19 protein-coding genes, 1 tRNA gene, 1 pseudogene and 1 CRISPR repeat array are annotated in these 19929 nt (G+C 52.7%); of the genes and pseudogenes, 11 read left to right on the top strand and 10 right to left on the bottom strand.

What is annotated here, in order from left to right; translation table 11 throughout:
- Positions 1–60: 60 nt before the first annotated feature.
- A CRISPR array of direct repeats spans positions 61–1310; the repeat unit is 36 nt; unit sequence GTGCTCAACGCCTTACGGCATCAGAGGTAGAGGCAC.
- Positions 1311–1629: 319 nt separating this feature from the next.
- Both cas2 and cas1 read right to left on the bottom strand, forming a co-directional pair.
- On the bottom strand, positions 1630–1923 hold the full coding sequence (cas2, locus tag ACK4IR_RS04325; RefSeq protein WP_409872817.1) for a CRISPR-associated endonuclease Cas2: 294 nt from the start codon (positions 1921–1923) through the stop codon (positions 1630–1632).
- 3 nt (positions 1924–1926) lie between these two features.
- The gene (gene cas1, locus ACK4IR_RS04320; RefSeq protein ID WP_409872816.1) at positions 1927–3585 is read right to left on the bottom strand and encodes a type I-MYXAN CRISPR-associated endonuclease Cas1; all 1659 of its coding nucleotides are present in this window, start codon (positions 3583–3585) and stop codon (positions 1927–1929) included.
- Between cas1 and ACK4IR_RS04315 the strand changes: the two genes are divergently transcribed.
- Together ACK4IR_RS04315 and ACK4IR_RS04310 are read left to right on the top strand one after the other, a co-directional pair.
- A complete protein-coding gene (locus ACK4IR_RS04315; protein WP_409872815.1) occupies positions 3584–3865 on the top strand; it encodes a hypothetical protein in 282 nt (93 codons plus the stop codon). The genes cas1 and ACK4IR_RS04315 overlap by 2 nt on opposite strands.
- Positions 3808–4083: pseudogene (locus ACK4IR_RS04310) on the top strand (zinc ribbon domain-containing protein); the annotation flags it as partial. The gene ACK4IR_RS04315 and the pseudogene ACK4IR_RS04310, both read left to right, overlap by 58 nt.
- Before the next feature lie 70 nt (positions 4084–4153).
- Here the strand turns inward: ACK4IR_RS04310 and ACK4IR_RS04305 are convergent.
- The gene (locus ACK4IR_RS04305) at positions 4154–4765 is read right to left on the bottom strand and encodes a hypothetical protein (protein ID WP_409872813.1); all 612 of its coding nucleotides are present in this window, start codon (positions 4763–4765) and stop codon (positions 4154–4156) included.
- A gap of 11 nt (positions 4766–4776) precedes the next feature.
- Positions 4777–6525 (bottom strand): RDD family protein, encoded by a 1749-nt coding sequence (locus ACK4IR_RS04300; protein WP_409872811.1) that lies wholly within the window; start codon positions 6523–6525, stop codon positions 4777–4779.
- A gap of 219 nt (positions 6526–6744) precedes the next feature.
- Between ACK4IR_RS04300 and ACK4IR_RS04295 the strand changes: the two genes are divergently transcribed.
- Both ACK4IR_RS04295 and leuD read left to right on the top strand, forming a co-directional pair.
- A complete protein-coding gene (locus ACK4IR_RS04295) occupies positions 6745–7797 on the top strand; it encodes an adenosine deaminase (RefSeq protein WP_409872810.1) in 1053 nt (350 codons plus the stop codon).
- Positions 7798–7806: 9 nt separating this feature from the next.
- A complete protein-coding gene (gene leuD / locus ACK4IR_RS04290) occupies positions 7807–8403 on the top strand; it encodes a 3-isopropylmalate dehydratase small subunit (RefSeq protein ID WP_409872808.1) in 597 nt (198 codons plus the stop codon).
- Here leuD and ACK4IR_RS04285 read toward each other — a convergent pair.
- A complete protein-coding gene (locus tag ACK4IR_RS04285; RefSeq protein WP_409872807.1) occupies positions 8400–9392 on the bottom strand; it encodes a glycosyltransferase family 2 protein in 993 nt (330 codons plus the stop codon). The genes leuD and ACK4IR_RS04285 overlap by 4 nt on opposite strands.
- A gap of 55 nt (positions 9393–9447) precedes the next feature.
- On the opposite strand from ACK4IR_RS04285, the gene ACK4IR_RS04280 reads away from it, so the two are divergent.
- On the top strand, positions 9448–10425 hold the full coding sequence (locus ACK4IR_RS04280; RefSeq protein WP_409872805.1) for an SPOR domain-containing protein: 978 nt from the start codon (positions 9448–9450) through the stop codon (positions 10423–10425).
- On the opposite strand, the gene ACK4IR_RS04275 is transcribed toward ACK4IR_RS04280, so the two are convergent.
- The 3 genes from ACK4IR_RS04275 to ACK4IR_RS04265 are packed head-to-tail and all read right to left on the bottom strand — an operon-like array spanning position 10422 to position 12385.
- On the bottom strand, positions 10422–11963 hold the full coding sequence (locus tag ACK4IR_RS04275; RefSeq protein WP_409872803.1) for a right-handed parallel beta-helix repeat-containing protein: 1542 nt from the start codon (positions 11961–11963) through the stop codon (positions 10422–10424). The two genes, ACK4IR_RS04280 and ACK4IR_RS04275, sit on opposite strands and share 4 nt — an antisense overlap.
- Positions 11960–12157 carry a lipopolysaccharide assembly protein LapA domain-containing protein gene (locus ACK4IR_RS04270; protein WP_409872801.1) on the bottom strand — a complete coding sequence of 66 codons (198 nt, stop codon included), beginning with the start codon at positions 12155–12157 and terminating at the stop codon, positions 11960–11962. Before ACK4IR_RS04270 ends, ACK4IR_RS04275 begins: the two co-directional genes overlap by 4 nt.
- Positions 12158–12385, bottom strand: coding sequence for a hypothetical protein (locus tag ACK4IR_RS04265; RefSeq protein WP_409872799.1), 228 nt, complete (start codon positions 12383–12385; stop codon positions 12158–12160).
- A gap of 300 nt (positions 12386–12685) precedes the next feature.
- Between ACK4IR_RS04265 and ACK4IR_RS04260 the strand changes: the two genes are divergently transcribed.
- From ACK4IR_RS04260 to ACK4IR_RS04240, 5 genes are all read left to right on the top strand, one after another.
- Positions 12686–14710: a GspE/PulE family protein gene (locus ACK4IR_RS04260; RefSeq protein ID WP_409872797.1), complete on the top strand. Its 2025-nt coding sequence runs from the start codon at positions 12686–12688 to the stop codon at positions 14708–14710.
- Positions 14711–14791: 81 nt separating this feature from the next.
- Positions 14792–15886 (top strand): type IV pilus twitching motility protein PilT, encoded by a 1095-nt coding sequence (locus ACK4IR_RS04255; protein ID WP_409872796.1) that lies wholly within the window; start codon positions 14792–14794, stop codon positions 15884–15886.
- 36 nt (positions 15887–15922) lie between these two features.
- A complete protein-coding gene (locus ACK4IR_RS04250; RefSeq protein ID WP_409872794.1) occupies positions 15923–17143 on the top strand; it encodes a type II secretion system F family protein in 1221 nt (406 codons plus the stop codon).
- Positions 17144–17151: 8 nt separating this feature from the next.
- Complete coding sequence (locus tag ACK4IR_RS04245; RefSeq protein ID WP_409872792.1) at positions 17152–17619, top strand: J domain-containing protein; 468 nt, start codon at positions 17152–17154, stop codon at positions 17617–17619.
- The gene (locus tag ACK4IR_RS04240) at positions 17616–17888 is read left to right on the top strand and encodes a DUF3143 domain-containing protein (protein ID WP_409872790.1); all 273 of its coding nucleotides are present in this window, start codon (positions 17616–17618) and stop codon (positions 17886–17888) included. The genes ACK4IR_RS04245 and ACK4IR_RS04240 overlap by 4 nt, the downstream gene beginning before the upstream one ends.
- Here ACK4IR_RS04240 and ACK4IR_RS04235 read toward each other — a convergent pair.
- Positions 17885–18229 carry a hypothetical protein gene (locus ACK4IR_RS04235; protein WP_409872788.1) on the bottom strand — a complete coding sequence of 115 codons (345 nt, stop codon included), beginning with the start codon at positions 18227–18229 and terminating at the stop codon, positions 17885–17887. The genes ACK4IR_RS04240 and ACK4IR_RS04235 overlap by 4 nt on opposite strands.
- 291 nt (positions 18230–18520) lie before the next feature.
- The gene (locus ACK4IR_RS04230) at positions 18521–19672 is read right to left on the bottom strand and encodes a cysteine desulfurase family protein (RefSeq protein ID WP_409872786.1); all 1152 of its coding nucleotides are present in this window, start codon (positions 19670–19672) and stop codon (positions 18521–18523) included.
- Positions 19673–19850: 178 nt separating this feature from the next.
- On the opposite strand from ACK4IR_RS04230, the gene ACK4IR_RS04225 reads away from it, so the two are divergent.
- Positions 19851–19923, top strand: a tRNA-Ile gene (locus ACK4IR_RS04225).
- Positions 19924–19929 lie beyond the last annotated feature (6 nt).

Genomic DNA, 19929 nt, shown 5'->3' with positions numbered 1-19929 from the left:
CGTTAGGCTAGCTCACAGCATCAGAGGTAGAAAACTACTGGCGGTGCCTTTGAAAGCCACGTGCTCAACGCCTTACGTCATCAGAGGTAGAGGCACTCGTCTAGGCACCGTCTCTCTATATTCAAATCTGGGTGCTCAACGCCTTACGGCATCAGAGGTAGAGGCACTTTCGGAGGCCTCGCTGTCACGAGTAACCGCCCGGTGCTCAACGCCTTACGGCATCAGAGGTAGAGGCACGTCTCGTATTACGCTAAGACTATCCCTAACGTCCTTGTGCTCAACGCCTTACGGCATCAGAGGTAGAGGCACATCGGAAGGGCGCGACTACTAGCCGAATTCCTAGAAGTGCTCAACGCCTTACGGCATCAGAGGTAGAGGCACTTGAATGGGAATACGAAGCCCCAAGAAACGATTAGTGCTCAACGCCTTACGGCATCAGAGGTAGAGGCACGGATTTCGGCGGCAGCGACTAAATCATCAAACCCGCGTGCTCAACGCCTTACGGCATCAGAGGTAGAGGCACCCGAAGGAGGTCTTTGAGAGGAAGAAGGTTGTTAGCGTGCTCAACGCCTTACGGCATCAGAGGTAGAGGCACACTGGCCGGTTTCGACAATAGACTGGCCACTACCGTGCTCAACGCCTTACGGCATCAGAGGTAGAGGCACTCAGAGGGTGCCATTATTCAAATAAACTGGATTAAGGTGCTCAACGCCTTACGGCATCAGAGGTAGAGGCACTTTTTGGCCGGTTGTCATTCCAGAAAGCCCAGAGCGTGCTCAACGCCTTACGGCATCAGAGGTAGAGGCACAAGCGGAAGGATAAATTTCTGTGCATTTATGAACGTGCTCAACGCCTTACGGCATCAGAGGTAGAGGCACGCGGTCCCCTAAGGAAGAAAGTTTCGACTATTAATTCGTGCTCAACGCCTTACGGCATCAGAGGTAGAGGCACATCAAGCCCCCGCTCTTTAATGGGAAATCCCAAGTAGTGTGCTCAACGCCTTACGGCATCAGAGGTAGAGGCACAAACCTGGTTTTGAGAACCGGGTTTGTGTTCAAGTAGTGCTCAACGCCTTACGGCATCAGAGGTAGAGGCACCATCTTTTACGGTAAGATCGAAATTCTCCTCTAAGTGCTCAACGCCTTACGGCATCAGAGGTAGAGGCACGTCTGAGGGAGGGACTATTGAGGCAGTTGACAAAGAGTGCTCAACGCCTTACGGCATCAGAGGTAGAGGCACGGTTCGCACCCAAAAAAAACCATCCCGCCCCTCGAGTGCTCAACGCCTTACGGCATCAGAGGTAGAGGCACAGCGGCACTCTAGAATTACCTCTAGGACTAGCTTAGCACACCTTGTTTTCAAGCACCTCCCGTGCTTGATTTTTTGGTGGCTGTAAAATTTTTAGCCTAGCTCAGTATTCAGTTGTCAATCCCGCTCTGGGAAATAGGTTCAGCGATTTTCAAGCACCTCTAAATCTAACAAAAACTCTCAAACTAAGTCAAGAAGCTGGTTTTGAATATTGACAAACTCAGAGAATATTTAAGTCCAGAGGTGCTTGCATACAGTCCTCCTCGCAAAAGTGGAGGGTGTGCTTCACGCTTTTGAGCGTGTTTCATCCTCATGGCTGTACTAAAAGATTTTGAAATTTTGTTCTGACACAGGCCACTCTCCTGAACGATTGCAAGCACGGACTCGCTCTACGCATTGGCTACACAGGCCTACAATCAGTAGATTGTCTTCCTTAGTTAGGATTTTTTCGAGCTGCCAGTGCAGCTTTTCCCGCTCCCGTGGCGTGAGACGACAGCGAAAAATAGAAAACTGCAATCGTTCACCGTAACCCTCCAACTGCTTATAGACCTGTCGCCATCGCTTCGGGTCGCGGATGTCGTAGCAGATGAGGTACCAATTTTTGGATTCAGCCATAGTTCACCGCAAAATGAGTTTGCCAAATAGACCCGATTCACCACACCATTCTTTTTCTAGTAACCGCACTTCCAGTTCCAAGAGTCGCCGATAGGTGAGCGAGTAGTTGGTTACTGGGTGCTTCCATGTTTCACCTTTGCGGGCTTCATAGAGTTCAATAAACTTACGGCGACCATAGTCACTCAGCCATACGTGATCTCGGCGTACTTCAAAGCACTCATCAAGGTTCCACTGCATGCGGTTAATTGAACTAATGACCACCATATCCACAAGAGGGACACGGAAAATTTCCATCAAATCCAATGCAAGGGGTGGGGCTTGGGTACGCGGCTGATGATAAAAGCCAAGGGCGGGTTCAAGACCAACAGTGAGAATGGCATTCATCACATCCTTGAGGAGCATGCCATAGCCAAAACTCAGTAGCACATTAAAACGATCTTTCGGTGGACGACGATTGCGACCTCTAAAATGCAACTTCTGCGGCACTTGATCCCCCAGCAGATGGGGCAATCCAGAAAAGTAAAGCGCAGCGAGATGGCCTTCTATGCCACGTAGAGCCTCTAGGGAATCGGCGTGGGAGATGGTGTTGAGGAGCTGCTCCATTTGCGTGGTAATCTCTTGCAATACAGGCAGAGCGTCTTGACGATTACGCTGTCCTCGTAGTAAAAGGCGGCGCTGACTCTGTCCTCGACAGTTCACCAGTAACTGGGCAAGACGTAAGCACTGCTCTGGGTTTGTCAGGGCTTGATATTGACGAATACGCCGCTGAATACTGCCTTTGCGGTTGTCAATGCTGCCGATGTAACGTCCACCACTACTGATGAAGTGAATGCCGACATTCTCATAAGCACAGAGATGAATGGCGGGGGTTGTAATTTGGGCGAATTTGTGGATAACGACTTGACCCACCTGCTGAATAGGTAGTTTTTGCTCAGGTTCATCGTCAATGGCAATCCTAAGCTGTTGCCCCGCTCGCTTGATCACCGCTTTGTCAGCCGTAACATGGATAATCTCGCGCTCGTCATCTCGCGGAAAGAGCCGCAGGGGTAGATGCTCAGGATCACGGGCGAGGCGCGCTTCCTCAGGTAAACAAACCGGCGCCAAGGAGCAGTTGAGACAAAGTCTTTCATTGCTGCATACCGGGGGACGTTCTAAGGAAGCACGCAGTTGACGCGCTTGCTCAATGGTGTCTCGTACCAGTTGGCGGCCTGCCTCATCCACGGGAACCCGTACAGTGACGTTATCCCGGTGATAGCGAATGCGGCCTTCGGGAACAGTTATGCCGAGAACGGTTTCTAATAAACAGGCATAGGCCAGAATTTGCACTCTGTCGCTGTGCCAAGCTTGGGGCTGCTGCTGGCGATCGCGATAACAGCGACCGATTTTGTGCTCGTAGGGAATTAAATGCCCCTCAAGCGTGCGCAAGGCATCCACTCGTCCTCGCAAGCCAAGGGCTACACTTTCAAGATTAAATTCCTGCCAATCTTCCCGTTCTAATTTTTGTAGCTCAGCGTGGAGCCGTCGCCCGGCAAAGACCGATTCATTTGGCGTGTAAAGCTCCTCAACTTCTTCGAGATAAAATAACCGCTGACAGTAGGCAAAAGCATGCAGAGAATTAACGCGCAGTGTCTCCGTTTCAGCGCCGGCAACTGTCTGTTCCATGATTGACCTCTCCAGTGAGAAGACTCCCACTGGTTTATCCATTGGCCTTAAGGAGAAAATGCAAGGCAAAAGTGGGGAAGGATTTCCTCTGTCGAAAGCGTTGCTGGCAAGGATACACTCTCTGGTGTTTGCTGGGGGCGGTAAATCTCTGCGATTTAAGGGAAGAATACGGCATTTCTTCCCTTTTTTCTACCCCTTCAAACTGTTGTTCAACACTTCTGGTTTTACCCCTCCAGTCAAATATGCTCTAACTGTGGAAATCGGCAAAAGATGCCGCTAAAAGAACGAGTTGACAACTGTTCTCATTGTGGCATTTCCATAGATAGAGACTTGAATGCGAGTCTCAATCTGTTGAATTTTGTAAGTACCCCAAGCTCTGGGGGAATTGAACCCTGTGGAGAAGTAATCCCCCTTGAGAGCGCAGCTCTTAAGACTTTGATGAAGCAGGAAGTGAGCAGCAAATCTAAACAATGGAGTCTATTTGACTTGACTGTATAGATTTGTATAAGTCTTACAGAGCGGTAGATACACGGGGGGAGCATGGTTGATGGCTGTTGCCCCTGAATATCTAGCGGTTTTTCCACCATTCAAAACTGCGTTTCCATTCTCGCGATCGCGGGGGAAGTTCCTGCAATGATGCTGCCACGTGGTTAAAGACTTGCTCCATCACGGGTAAGGGCACTTGCTCTTCCGCTTCAAAGAGCATAGCCAGCCGCTGACCCCCTTCGAGATGCATCAAATATAACTCTTGGTGAATTGGGCGGGGGGTTGGATAATAGAACGCATCACCGCGCACTCGCCGTCCCAAAATCCGCCGCTCAATCCGCCCTGCTGCTGCTGCAAGAGAGCCATCCATTTGCGTAAACCGCAGCCAACTGCGCAGTTCTTGATCCGAAAGACCCCCCAGTACCTCGCTTGTTTTGGGTAGGCTAATCAGGCTCACCATCAACTCGTGCTCCCCCGGTACGGCATTGGCGGGATAGACCACAGCAACGCCATTCTCACCAAATGATCTCGGCGGTGAAAATTGGAAGGGCGTTTCAAAGGATACCCCTAGCAGTTGGTAGCGTTGGGGGGCAAGGGCAACGGCCTGAATCGTCGGTTCACTCGCCCGACCCATGAGCAGGGGAAAAGCGCCCAAAAGGGTCAGACTACAACCAAGGGTCAGCAGCAAACGCATAAAGCCTCACGCTAGGGAGATGATTCGTATTGTTGACGATAGGCAAGGTAGAGACCTTCTAGGAAGTCTTCGGCACTGAGGACAGGCCAGTGGGGGGGATACTCTGATAGCAACAGGGGTTCCAGTTGTTGGCGCAGCTCTTGAGCCGCTTGATAACGACCCACAGGACTCAGGCGATCGCGACTGTTGAGGTAGTTTCGTACTAGGAGATAGTGTTCGGGGGTCATCTGTTCCCAGTGGGCGAGCGATCGCAACTCCTGCACCCAAGCCGCCTGTAGTTGCTGAAGGGTTGTGGCTTTAGGAGCCAACCGTGTTGCGCGTTCATCTTGAATCACAAGGGTACCTGCCGCCATATCTCCTAAGCGTTTTTCTGATGGAGATAACGTCACTAGGAATGCCCCTATACCAAAAAAAGCAAAATCAATCGGTTGGAGCAGACTACGCAATGTGGCTTCCCGCAGACCAATGGGGCAGCCATTATCCTGAACAACCCGAATTTCTGCATAGCGCTTGCCGGGGGTTTGCCCCTGCCAATAGGTTTCAAAGAAAATGTAATAGCCGTTGTAGAGGGCAAACATCACCAATAGATAAATACCCAAACTCCAAGCTTCAATACTTTGGCCACTGGCAGGTAGGATGTCAATTAGCCACGGGTAAAGGGCATAGAAATAGATGTACCCTGCCATCAGCGAAAAGAGCACCAGTGCCGTATAGAGAATTACCTGATCAATCAGCCAAGCCAGAACACGGCTGCCGATTCCCGCCAGCGCAAAGTCCAACTCAATACTTTCGGGCGTGCGTAGTGTGACTCGTCGCAACCAACGCAGGGGATTCACTGCTTGAGGACGGACTTGAAACGCTGCTCCTTCATTGCGTACCCGCAGATCCCAGTAGAGCACTGCCTTGATCCCTTGCCAGAGGGGAAGAAGCAACACTGCTACAAACAGGCCAGCGACGGGAATAATCACCACGCTGTTGATGATACTGCTAAGGAGATTGGCGGGAATCGTTGCAAGGGAAGCAACAAAGAACACCGTTAGGGTATGCCATGCCTGTCCCTGCGTCAGTTGCCAACTGCGCCGAACGGATTTGAGAGGCGTACACTCAGGTTCAAGAGCTAAGACCACATCAACGAGGGAGAGCCGCGCCATAAAATAGCTAATTACCAGCAGCGCAACAAGCAGCAGCAACAGGATGCTGAGTAGAAAAGTTAAAAAGAAGAGACTTCTGGCGGGTTCAGTTTGAATATTTTGCTCTAGTAATTGCACCACAGGCCAGCCCACCAAATAGATTAAGTAGCCGATCGCCCCCAAGACCCCGTAAACTATGAGCAAAATGACACCGACCATCAGAGTGGCCAACAAATAATTCAGCATTTTGGGAAAAATGAAGCTGCGGGCTTCCGATTCTGATTCCTCAAGGGCAGTGAGGACAGCGTAGATACGGCGAGAAAGCAGCGCACCACTGGCCATTAGCCGTGTCCAACCAAAAAGATAGAGGGGTAAAGCTGCTAGAAGACCCATCGCCGGCAACAAGAGTAAGGCAATAAGAGCATTCTTGGCGAGAAGCCCACCCATAATCAGGGCTACAGCCACGATCAGCACGGCGGCAATGGTGAGCAGAAAAAACCACACATGAGCAAAAAGGCTCAAAAGAAAATAGCGGTTGACCTGATGACGGTACAGTTCTAAGGCAATCGTGACCACATTGCCGCTAGAGAGAGAATGGAGCAGCCGTCCCCGCCGTTGAAAAGGCCACATTTGCGATACCAAACCAATTGGAGATCGAGATAATCCTAGCGTTTGCGCTCATCGTTCTCTGCGCCAGCTTTGTAAAATTTGTTAACATTAGAACAATTTAACCCTTCTTTTCTTCGTTCATCGCTGTTTTTGTTCTGTTCTCGATGGCCGAGGTGTGGGCATAGACCCCTCTGGCCAGCTTAAGTATTGGTTGCGTTTTGGCCAGTTCAAGGAGCATGTATGGCACTGTACGCAGAACTGCATCGGCATTTGGGTGGCTCAGTTGTACCGCGTATTCTCTGGCGGTATTTTCAGCGGAACGATCGCGCCCTTGCCGAGCGCTTTCCCGACTACGAGGAATTTGAAACCTTTTATACTCGCCCCCGGCAATCCCTTGAAGAATATCTTGAACTCCACACCCTAGTGGAGAGTGTACAAACACCGCAAACCTTGCCCTATTTTATTTTCCGCTTGATTCGCGGCGCCTATATTTTTGAAAACTTGGCCTATCTAGAGTTGCGCTATACTCCCTACCTGCGCACGGATCCGCAGCGGTCTGAGAGCGAGCGCATTGAGCAGATGGCCGATATTGTCAAAACCGTGGGTCTTGCCTGCCAGGTGCCAGAGTACCCGATTGTCACCAGCCAAATTCTCTGTATGCACACACGGCTTCCCTATGCGGTGAACCGAGCCATTGTGGATCTGGCGGCGAGTTTTCCCCAGTTTGTCTGTGGTATTGATTTGGCGGGAGGCGATAGCGTCTATGGCGATCGCATGGCAGAATTTATTGAACTTTATGCCTATGCCCGCGATCGCGGCCTGAAAACCACCGGCCACCTCTACGAAACCGTCAATGGCTGCTATCCCGAACTCCTGCCTTATCTACAACGCATCGGCCATGGCATTCAAATTCCCCTGCGCTATCCGGAGCTGCTCAAGGAAGTGGCTGCAGCCGGTCAATGCCTCGAAGTCTGCCCCACCACCTATTTTCAAACGGGTACCCTTGAGAGCTACGAGCAGTTGCGGCTGATCTTTGAACGCTGTTTTGAGGCCGGTGTAGATGTGGCCATCTGTACCGACAATGCCGGGCTGCACAACGTGCGATTGCCCTTTGAGTACGAAAACTTGCTCACCCACGACATCCTCAACTTCAAGGAGCTGCAAGCCTGCCAAGAAGCGGCCTTTCGCCATGCCTTTGCGTGGCCCCATGCGCAACCGCCGACCCTATTGCTGAGTAACCTGCTTCAGGGTAATTCTTCCCAAAGTGCACTTGCCGGCTGCGCCATCCAGTAAGATAGGCCTATGAGCAAGATTGAACGGATTACAGGTCGTGGCCTGCCTCTGCGGGGCAACGATATTGACACCGATCGCATTATTCCGGCGCGGTTTCTGCGCTGTGTCACCTTTGATGGGCTAGGGGAATACGTGTTTGCCGACGATCGCCGCGCGGGGCAGCACCCCTTTGACCTGCCTCAATACCAGGGGGCACGGATTCTGGTGGTGAATGCCAATTTTGGCTGTGGCTCTAGTCGTGAGCACGCACCGCAGGCGATCGCCCGTTGGGGGATTCAAGCAATTGTAGGCGAAAGCTTTGCTGAAATTTTTGCCGGGAACTGCTTGGCAATGGGCATTCCCTGTGTGACGAGTCATCCCGAACAGGTACAAGCCCTGCAAACCCTCTTGGAGGATCAGCCCAGTACCGAACTGACCCTAGACCTGCACGCGCTAACCCTGACGGTGGGGGATCGAGTCATTTCCCTAACCATGGCGGAAAGTACTCGGCAAATGCTCATTTCGGGTCAGTGGGATGCCTGTGGTCAGCTTTTAGCCAATCGGGACAAAATTCACGAAGTCGCAACCCGACTTCCCTATATGCAGTGGGCGGTCAACCTCAGTTAGACCAAGCGTGTCCCTAACCAAAGCCAGCCTGCAAATAACCAGCGCAGAGCCTGCCAGCGGCGCGATCGCCCCAAGGCCATCACCTCTGGTAGATCAAGGAGCTGGTACACTCTTTGTGCCCGTTGCCACTGCCCTCGGCGTAAAAATCGCCATGTTCCCGCCAAGATAAACTGGTGAAAAAAATCACACTGGCACTGCTGTAGTTCCGCCAGCGAAAGAATAGATAAATCAGCGGCGGCTGCAAAAATGCGCCCAAGCGTGGCCAAAGTCTGGGCGTGAAACATGCCCATCGTCAGGGCTTGATCGTGGATCGTGTAGGCAGCGGTGGCGCGGGGAACGGTATAAACGCCCTTGCGGGCAAAGCAGCGTAGCCATTGGTAGAGGTCTGTGGCTTCACCGTAGGCAGGATCAAAATAGCCCACCTCGTCGAGGAGCGATCGCCGCCAGATTAAGGCCGGAAACCGCACAAACGAGGAATGGCGCAACAATTGTCTCAGGGCTTGAGGTGGGGAGAGCCATCCCTGCCGCCGTGGTATCTGCCGCCGCAAACAGCGTTGATGCGGATTCACCAAATGTACCCCAAAGAGAAAGATATCAAATTGGTTACCGTGCTTGCTGAGGGTTTCCAGAATCGTCGTGATCCCTTGGGGCAGTAGGTAATCATCATCGTGCAACAGCAGGATAAACTCCCCAGAGGCCTTAGCTAAGCTGGCATTCCAATTGGCCACCATCCCTAAGCGCCGGAGATTGTGCTGATAGTGCCAGCGGCCTGACCATCCAGCGAGTAACTCTGCGACTGTTGTGGGCGTAGCGGAGTCATCGGTAATGATGATTTCCACTTGATCGGGGTGTTCACGCGGCAATGCTACCACCACTGAGCGCACTGCTGCCGCTAATCCTTGGGGACGGTTATAGGCGGGAATACAAACACTCAGGAGTGGGAATCTGTGCCATTTTGGCGAACCTGCACAGTTTGCTGCATAATTCATCGGGGTGGTGCGTTAATCGAAGGGACTGTCGGGCACTGATTTGGGAACGATTGCTATGACCTCTGCCACCATCGATCGCCAACGTTTGCAAGCAGCTTTGGCTTGCCTCAACCTCAGTTTAGAGGCAGAACTCACCCAGTATCGCTGCCATCGTATGGTACAAGCCCATTCTCCCTTTGATACCCCGCCTGTTCCTGAATCTGCAACTCCCTCAGAACCGAGTATCCCCCCTGTCTCTGCCGCAGAACCTGTTTCGCAGGTTGTTCCCCCTGTTGTCGGGTCTTTAGCTGTAACCTCAGAAACAGCAGCAGCCACTGATGAACGCCTGAATGAGGTACCCCCCGATCCATTTTTCGAGTTTGATCCCACAGATTTAGCAGAACTCTTACCCCAATCCTACGCCAGCGACACCCCTGGTCCCCAGACGCCAACCCCAACAAAGCGTCCCTTTGCCTCCACCCGTGAGCTACTCAAACAGGCACGGCACAATCAGCAGCGCCCTTGGTTCCAACAGCGTGGGAGCAACAGCCAACATTTAGTGCAACGCTGGTTAATTGTGGTTGGCATGCTGGCCGGATTTAGTAGCGCAGCCCTGTGGTGGTTTAACCGCCGACCCGCCCCCGTTGCCACCGAATCGCCTTCCCCCGTTCCTGCAACACCAACCGCAGAATCACCCACACCACCCGTTGGTCCTGATATGACTGCGCGGGAATTTCCCGATGTGAATCGCAGCACCCTTGCCCAATTGGAGCCTGCTGCCAGTCCAGCTCCGAGTGCCTCACCCACCCCTGCGACCAACCCAGCCTCGGCTGAACCTGAACATACGACGCAGCTCTTTGTCGAAAAAATGCCCAATGGTCGTTACTATGTGCTCGCTCCCTACAAAGAACCAGCGGACTTAGAAAAAGTCCAAGCCGTTGTGCCCGATGCTTTTTTAGTGGGCAATGGCGATCAAACCAAGATTCAATTGGGGATGTTTCTAGATGAGGCCTCTGCTCAAGCCATGGTGAATCAGTTGCGCGATCGCCTCTAGGGGATGAGCCAGCGATCGCTAGGTGTACCATATCGTTCCTGCCACTGCGACCAAGTGACATTTTCCCCCTCTAGGCGAAAGGGGTAGGCAGCTTCACTCCACCAGTGATTATCCTGCGATGTCAGCGTTTGCAAAAAAGGTTCTCCCTTGAGTGTGGTCAGGAGTCGCTCTTGGCGGCTACCAATCCAATTCCCCTCTAGGTGCCAATCTTGAGACGTGATCGTGACTTCCTCCCCTGTTTCCGGCAGGGTGACGGTTCGCGGCGAAGGATCGCGAACACCAATTTGTGCCCCTTGATTTTCCCAAATCCAGTTGTGGCGCAGGGTAACATGGGCAGCTGCCCAGCCGAAAATGCCGGGGGTTTGCAGATAGTTGGGAGCGACGCTGTAGTTATAGGCAATTAGGGAATCTTCAACGGTCACGGGCCCGGTGCCCGCCTCTAGGAAGAGACCGACAACGGCATTGCCGACCAATTGCGATCGCCGAATCTCGACTTCCTGATTATCGGTATCCAACCACAGACCGGCGGCTTGATTGTCAATGGCGCGGTAGCGATCAAAAAGGGCGCGGCGCAGATGAAAGTACTTGTCCCCTGCATCCCAAGTGTAAAATCCTGCCCACGCCCCCCGCCAATTATTCCCTTGAACCAGCACCTGCTGCACCGTAAAGTCCCGCAAATGAACCCCCGCCATGCCCCGCCAGCCGTTTTGGAGAAATTGCGTTCGCTCCACCCGCAGGCGATCGCTCTGGTGACTTTCCAGCCCACCCCAATTGTTGCCCCAAAAGGTACAGTCTTTAACCGTAATCTCACGACTGCGTTCAATGCGCACCGCTTGGGTAAAGGTGCCGCCGTAGTGCTCAAAGCGCAACCCGATCAAGCTGATAAAGCTACTGTCTAAAATTCGCAAGGCCTCGCGGTGAACGGCCACCTCTAGTTCAACGGGGGAGATTCCCACAGGAAGTGCCACATACAGCTGCTGCTCTGCATCATCCACGTAGAAATCATTCCCCTGCAACTCTGCGAGTGAGAGCCGCTGCCGCAGGGGAGTATCCCGCCACCACACCAATTCGCCGCGCTGGGCTAGCAAGGGCAGCTCAACGTTGTAATCGGTCCAAGGGTTGCCCGAAAAGCCCCAGCCCAGTGTCCAAGGGCGACGGTAGAGGGTGACCGTTGAGGTGGTAGAGACTTCTTGCCAGTCTGACCACTGTTGGCTGCCGCGTACAATCACGCGATCGCCGGCCTTGGCCATCAGCCGGAGGGGCGTCTGCCGATGACGAATTATTCCCAGTGCCTCCCGATAAATCCCGCCATGGATGTAAATGTCTGTGGGGCGATCGTGGGTCTGTGCCCATGCCACAGCCGCCCTAATGGTGCGAAAAGGGGTTCCTGGGATTGTCTGTGGGGTATCACTTGCTTGGGGATGGGCTGGGTTCACCTCTAAAATCAACGGCGTGGCTGGAATTGCCATAATCCTTTGTTGCCATGTCCCAATTAGGACAATGGCCAGTACACCAAGGAGCACATACTGCCACTTCATCGGCGCAGCGGACGAGCTAAGTAAGGTACCCAGAGGGCGATCGCTGCCACAAAGACCAGCAGAAACCCCAGCGGCATTTGAATGGATTGCCAAGACAGAAATCGAAGAGACACCGCTTGGGCATTCTGTACCGAAAACAGGGCGATCGCCCCACTGCCCGTCATCCACCCAAGAAAAAGTAAAAAGCGGCGCATCTATCTTTTTTTACTTTCAGCCTTTTCTGCTTCGCGGATCATGTCTTCTGTCTTATGGTAGCGGTTATAGACCAAAAAGCCATCCAACATTCCCTTCAGGAGACCGTTGAGCTGAGCACGGGTACCGGTACTGGCTGTACTCAACGGCGCCGGCAAAAAGCGATCGCCAAAAGCCACAAAGATCAAACTCCCCACCAGCAGCGGCAAGACCAAATCCTTAACACGCATGTTAAGACCCACCTTGACACGCATGGCGCAACCCTCCACAACAGAACAATTGCAAGTGATTGATAGTAATAGTAAAGAAATACACCTCAGCCAACCGTCGTCCTTACGTTATTAATGTGCCTCATGCAACGAGGAAAGTTTACAGTGAGTAACCAAAACACTCGTTGAGCGATTCTCCTTGTACCACTGCCGTTGCGGCCTCGCCTTCATCCTAGCCACCTCTTTCCTAAAGGGCGATGAAATCCTTAGGAAACTTGTTGCTACTATAGTAGGCAGGCCATCCAGACCCCAACGTGCCCTATGGTTAACACATCGTCATTTTCTTCTCGCAAAGCCCTTACCGTCCGTGGCAGAGCTGCTAGCCCCACAGAGCGAGCCATTGTTGCTTCCGGTTATGCCAGTATCGATCAGGTGCGGGAAGCCATGAACACCGCCCGCAAAACCGGCAAGTCTCTGGTGGCTGTGCTACAGGAAATGACCGGCACTACCATGCCCCCCGATGTGTTGCGCCAGTACCACAAGCAGCAGCTTTTTGAACTCAAAGTCATCTACGGTGTCGATTGCCTTGATCCTGAACTCAATCGTTTCCCAACCGAGCAAATCGAGGAACTCATCAACACAATTGTCCCAATTGACACCTGCCGCACCTACCAAGTCATCCCCATTGCCAAGCACCTCGATGCCGACCCCCCCTATCTGCTGGTGGCGATGGTGGATCCCGATAACCTGCAAGCCATTGACAACCTCACCCGCCTACTGCGCGCCCACAACCTCACGCTCAAACGGATGGTGATCACCTTAGAGGATTACCAACGCCTTATTGACCCAATTCTCAACAAACAGGTGGCCGAAACTGCCGCCAGTAAAAATGCCCCCGCCGCGATTGGCGAAATCAACATCGAAGAAGACATCGAAGCCATCGGTGGTCTAGAAGAACTGGAAGGGGAGCAAGAGGTTGACCTTGCTGAAGCTCTGCGAGGGGCAGAAGACGCACCGATTATTGCCCTTGTCAACAAAATTTTGGCCAAAGCGCTCACCGAAGGAGTTTCCGATATTCACGTTGAACCCCAAGAGGAATACCTGCGGATTCGTTTTCGCAAAGATGGGGTGCTCCACCAAGCCTTTGACCCCCTGCCGAAGAAGATCGTGCCCGCCGTCGTTTCCCGCTTCAAAATCTTGGCCGACCTCGACATTGCCGAGCGGCGTGCCCCCCAAGATGGTCGTATCCGCAAAATGTTTCAAGGCCGACGGGTGGACTTCCGGGTGAATACCCTCCCCAGCCGCTGGGGTGAAAAAGTGGTACTGCGGATTCTCGATAACTCCGCCACGCAACTGGGTCTTGACAAACTGATTACCGACCCAGAGAGTCTGGCGATTGTCCGTGAGATGATCAAGCGTCCCTTTGGCCTGATCCTCGTTACAGGACCGACCGGTTCAGGGAAAACCACCACACTCTACTCGGCGCTTGCCGAATGTAATAGCCCCGGTGTCAACATCAGTACAGCGGAAGACCCGATTGAATACACGCTCCCCGGCCTAACACAGGTGCAGGTCATTCGCGAAAAGGGCATGGACTTTGCCTCCATTCTGCGCGCCTTTCTCCGCCAAGACCCGGACGTGATTCTCGTAGGGGAAACCCGCGACAAGGAAACGGCAAAAACCGCCATTGAAGCCGCCTTGACGGGTCACCTGGTGTTGACCACCCTGCACACCAACGATGCCGCCAGTGCCGTTGCCCGTCTTTCGGAAATGGGGATCGAGCCTTTTATGGTCTCTGCCTCCTTGATTGGTGTTGTAGCACAGCGCCTCATGCGGCGGGTCTGTAGTGAGTGTCGCATTCCCTATACCCCTACCCGTGAAGAACTGGCACGCTTTGGCTTATCCACCTCCAAAGATGTCAACCTCACCCTCTACAAGGCCAATAAATTGACACCTGAGCAGATTCAAGCGGCCAAAGCCAGTGGCCAGCCCATTTGCAGTAAATGTGGCGGTGTCGGCTACAAGGGTCGCTGTGGGGTCTATGAAATTATGCGGGTCACAGAGCGCCTGCAAAGCCTGATTACCGAGGGTGCTCCCACCGAGCGGATCAAGGAAGCAGCAGTTGAAGAGGGCATGAAAACCCTCTTGGCCTATAGCCTGAACTTGGTTAAGGAAGGAGTTACCACCTTTGAGGAAGTAGAGCGCGTCACCTTTACCGACACGGGTCTCGAATCAGAACTCAAGGCCAAACGTAAGAGTTCTTTAACCTGCCGTACCTGCGGTGCCGAGGCGCAGCCCGAATGGTTAGAATGCCCCTATTGCATGACACCCCGCTTTGTGGATTAACAAAATGATTCATATCTAGTGATAACTTTTCGTGTTGTTGACCAAACTACTTAACCAAACTACTTAGACGAGGAACACCCTATGGAGCTAATGATTGAAGACCTCATGGAGCAAGTGGTAGCCAATGGCGGCTCCGATTTACATATCTCGGCTGGCCTACCCCCCTACATTCGCATCAGTGGCAAATTAACGCCAACGGACTACGAACCACTGACTCCAGAGCAATGCCAGCGTCTTATTTTCAGCATGCTCAACAACACCCAACGTAAGCACCTAGAGCAAAACTGGGAGTTGGACTGTTCCTACGGTGTACGGGGTCTAGCACGCTTCCGCGTCAATGTGTACAAAGACCGGGGGACCTATGCTGCCTGCTTGCGCGCTCTGAGTTCCAAAATTCCCACGTTTGAGCAGTTGGGGCTGCCCAATGTTGTCCGTGAGATGTGTGAGCGCCCCCGCGGTTTGATTCTGGTGACCGGTCCTACAGGCTCAGGGAAAACCACCACCCTTGCGGCAATGATTGACCTCATCAACAAAACCCGCGCCGAGCATATTTTGACGATTGAAGACCCTATTGAGTTTGTCTATGAGCCGATTAAGAGCCTGATCCACCAACGGCAGGTGGGGGAAGACACCAAGAGTTTTGCCAATGCCCTGCGGGCGGCGCTACGGGAAGACCCCGATATTATTCTGGTGGGTGAGATGCGTGACTTGGAAACCATTCAATTAGCCATTTCAGCAGCGGAAACAGGTCACTTGGTGATGGGAACCCTCCACACTAGTTCAGCCGCCCAAACGGTTGACCGCATGGTGGATGTGTTTCCTCCAGAGCAGCAACAGCAAATTCGCGTGCAGTTGTCCAACTCGTTGGTGGCAGTCTTTAGCCAAACCTTGGTTCCCAAGAAAAATCCCAAGCCCGGTGAATTTGGGCGGATTATGGCACAAGAAATTATGGTGGTGACCCCTGCTATCTCCAACCTGATTCGCGAAGGGAAAACCTCACAGATTTATTCAGCGATTCAAACGGGGGGCAAGCTGGGGATGCAAACTCTGGAAAAGGTCTTGGCCGATTATTATCGCGCGGGAATCATTACCTATGAAGCGGCCATGTCTAAGTCCTCTCGCCAAGACGAGCTGCAACGTCTCATTGGCACGGGGACACCGGCGGCAGCCCGCTAGTTAGCAATCATTGATGAACAGAAGGGGTATTGAGTCATGGCAACCTATGAAGTGCGGATACGGGATGCCCAAGGCAAGTACAAAACCGTCCGCGAGGAAGCTGCGACACCACGGGAAGCACGCATGGCCTTGCAACTGCAAGGAGTACAGGTTCTAGAGGTCAAGGAGGCCAAAAAACTTACCCTCAAGTCCGACCTCGACCTGAGCTTCCTCTCGAAAATTACGGTGAAGGACAAGGCCATCTTTGCGCGGCAGTTTGCGGCATTGGTGAATGCAGGTGTAGCCTTGGTGCGCGGGATCGGTGTGTTGGCAGATCAATGTACCAACCCAAAGCTGAAAAAAATCCTCATGGCGGTCAACAATGATATCCAGCAGGGAAGCAGTTTGGCCGATGCCATGCGCCCCCACCCGCAGGCTTTTGACAATCTCTTTATCGCTATGATTCAAGCGGGGGAAACGGGGGGGGTACTGGATGAAGTGCTCAACCGTCTCTCCAAACTGCTAGAGGATCAAGCCCGCCTCAATAACCAGATTAAGTCCGCCCTGACCTATCCTGTGGTGGTGGGTCTGCTGGCGGTGGGGATCTTCTTGGGGATGGTGATTTTCTTGATCCCCGTCTTTGAGGGCATTTTCAAACAGTTGGGTGGGGAGTTACCTCCTTTTACTGCCATGATGGTGGCGCTCAGTCAATTCCTGCGCACCCCTCAGTACATGGCGTTGTTGATTCTCTGTGTGGTCGGTTTGGTGGTGGGAATTCGCTTTTATTACAAAACCCCCAATGGCCGACTGACAATTGATGGTCTGCTGTTGAAGTTGCCCCTCTTTGGTGATTTGGTACAAAAAACAGCGGTGGCGCGGTTCTGCCGCACGTTTGGCTCGCTGTCGCGTTCAGGGGTGCCGATTTTGCGCTCCCTTGAGATTGTTAGTGCCACAGCGGGTAACCAAGTGATCTCCAATGCCATTGATCGTGCTGCGAAGGAGGTGCAACAGGGGGGAATGCTCAGTCTTGCCCTACAACAGGAGCGTGTCTTTCCAGTTCTGGCGACCCAGATGATTAATGTGGGGGAAGAGACGGGGGAACTGGATAAGATGCTGATGAAGGTGGCCGACTTCTACGAAGACGAAGTGGAACAGGCGGTGAAGGCTCTGACAAGTGTGATGGAACCCCTGATGATTGCAGTGCTAGGGGGTATGGTAGGGTCAATTCTGGTGGCAATGTACCTACCCATGTTCAAGATCTTCGATTTGGTCAAGTAAGCCTTGTCATGGCACCCCTGTTCCCGTCGCGAACCCACTACGACATTCTCGAGGTGGCACCCACCGCCTCATTGGCAGAGATTCGGCGCGCCTATCGGGAAAAGAGTAAGCTTTACCATCCTGATACAACCACGCTGCCGCTGGCGATCGCCCGCGAGGAGTTTCATCGCCTCAATGAGGCCTACGCCGTGCTGACCAATCCGGAACAGCGGCAGTGGTATGACTTGCAATTGCGCTTGCGGGCACAGTCAAAATCAGCAACGGGGATAGGTCTGTCTTCTCGTTCTCAGGGGGCTGTGCGTTCTACCCCCATTCCAGCCGAGGATCGCCCGCTCTCGCCAGGGGAGCTATTTGCCCTGTTTATCTTGGGGGTCACCTTTGTGGGCTGTCTGGTTCTTGTGGTGATTGTTGGTTTGTCCCAACAGGGTCAAGAATGGATCTTGCAAATTGTTAGTCGCATCTCGGAAGTTGGATGAATACCTTGCCTAATCCTCAAACCCCTCTCTATAACCATGCCTTACCACAAATTGAAGCATGGCTACAACAGAAGGGCTGTGTGCGGGATCAAACAGATATTCACTGTTGGGAGTTAGAGCACCCCCAGTGGTCAGCTCGGATTTGCTTGGATATTGAGGAGCTACAGGTGATCTATTGCGATCGCCTTGAAGGCAGTGTTGTGCAACGATCCTTTAAGTACTCCTGTCCCCGTGCTGCTGTGGAAGAAGCAATTTTTGCCGGCCCTTAAACAGCCATCATGATCGGCATTGCTGGGGTTTCTTGGCCGGCTTGATCCTTGATTCGCTTCAGGCCAAAAATCCAGAGAATTTGATCTTCAATGGCTGCCGCTTGCTCTTTTGCCCCTGCTTTCAACAGCAGTTGATGGGTCATCATCAGCTTTTCAATTTCAGCCATTTGGCTGCGAACTTCTTCTTCATCTAAATAGAGACTTTCGAGAACTGCATTCAAGTCTGCTTCAGGATCAGCCACTAAACAAGCCCCTTCCACCACTACCGATTTGAGCTGTCCTTGATATTGCCGCAATAGACGGCGAATGGTGTAGGCAGTGACGGGCAATAGTTTTGTCATTTGTGTTCCCCCAAGTGTTATGTCGGCATCTAATAGGTAGATTTCCCACTGTTCATTTCCACCCATGGGCAAATTTTGTGGGGGATCAACAGGGGATATAACGATTCATTAATGGTTGATTTACCACACGTTATTATTCTATGAACTCCGCAACTTGGGGATCATCCGCAATTCTACGTAGAGGTACTTTTAGATGTGATTTAGATCACGGAAACCATGACATTATGGGCATTTGAGAACATTGTAAATTTATGTCAAGAAACTCGAGCTATTAAGAAATGCAAAGAGTCTCTACCTTGGCCGGCGTAGTTGTTGTATTGTCTTGCGAATCTGCTGAAGGGCTAAATCAATCTCCGCCTCTGTGGTGGTACGCAATAGACCAAAGCGCAGCGAGGCACGCGCAACGGCGGGCGATCGCCCCAAGGCAAGGAGGACATGGGAGGGAGTCAGTTTTTCACTACTACAGGCTGCACCTGACGAAAGGGCAACATGAGGATAAATGGAGCGCAGAAGAGCACTCCCCTCGACCCCACCAATACTGACATTGAGACAGTTGGGCAGACTCTGCTGCCAATCGCCATTGAGATAAATGTCTCCCAGGGCAGCCAACCCCTGCCACAGTCGTTCCTTGAGACGCCATAGCCGGGGAATATCGGTGGCTTGACGTTCCTGCGCCAGTCGTACGGCTGCGCCAAAACCGACAATTAAGGGAGTGGCCAAGGTGCCCGATCGCCAGCCCTGTTCTTGACCGCCACCGTGGAGTTGAGGCGCCAGTTGTACACGGGGGCGATCGCGCCGCACGTAGAGGGCACCAATTCCCTTCGGGCCATAGAGTTTGTGGGCGGTGAGGGACAGGAGATCCACCTGAAGCGCCTGAACATCCAGAGGAATTTTGCCCAAAGCCTGAGCGGCATCGGTATGGAAGAGCACCCCGCGATCGCGACAGCGGCGACCGATCTCAGATAAGGGCTGAAGCACCCCAATTTCATTATTGGCGGCCATTACTGAGACCAAGATCGTCTCCGGAGTAAAGGCTTGCTCTAATTCAGCCAGATCAATGAAGCCTTTCTCGTTGACCCCCAGATAGGTCACCCGAAAGCCGAGGGACTCCAAATAGCGGCAGGGAGCTAGTACGGCATTGTGCTCTGTCTGCACCGTAATAATGTGACGACCGCGACCGTAGTAGGCTTCCGCTACCCCCTTGATTGCCAAGTTATCTGCTTCGGTGGCACCACTGGTGAAAATAATCTCTTCAGGGTGGGCATGGATGGCTGCGGCAATGGTTTCCCGGGCGCGATCAATGGCGGCGGCGGCCTCCCAACCGTAGACATGGGCTCGATTAGCGGCATTGCCGGGGCGATCGCTAAAATAGGGCAGCATGGCTGCCAGCACTTGCGGATCAACCGGTGTGGTGGCCAGTCCATCTAAATAAATTGGTTTCATCGCAAAACCTCCAAGCAATCCCTACAGGGGGAGAGTGCCAACCACAGCAACTCTGAGAACCTCTGATATATGGGGACAGATAAGGAAATAAAATGCTATCTCACCCTAGCTTTGCCACTGTTGAGTGTATTCGATCCTTTTGAAAAGGGCTGTATATTGAAAAATAACAATTACCTTCCCAGGGTTGGCCGAGCGGATGAGGCAGCGAACTCATAATTCGCCATAGGCTGGTTCAACTCCAGCACCCTGGATCTTTT

The organism is Thermosynechococcus sp. (assembly GCF_046299635.1).
Classification (GTDB): Bacteria; Cyanobacteriota; Cyanobacteriia; order Thermosynechococcales; family Thermosynechococcaceae; genus Thermosynechococcus.
This window is presented reverse-complemented; position numbering and strand designations above follow the sequence as displayed.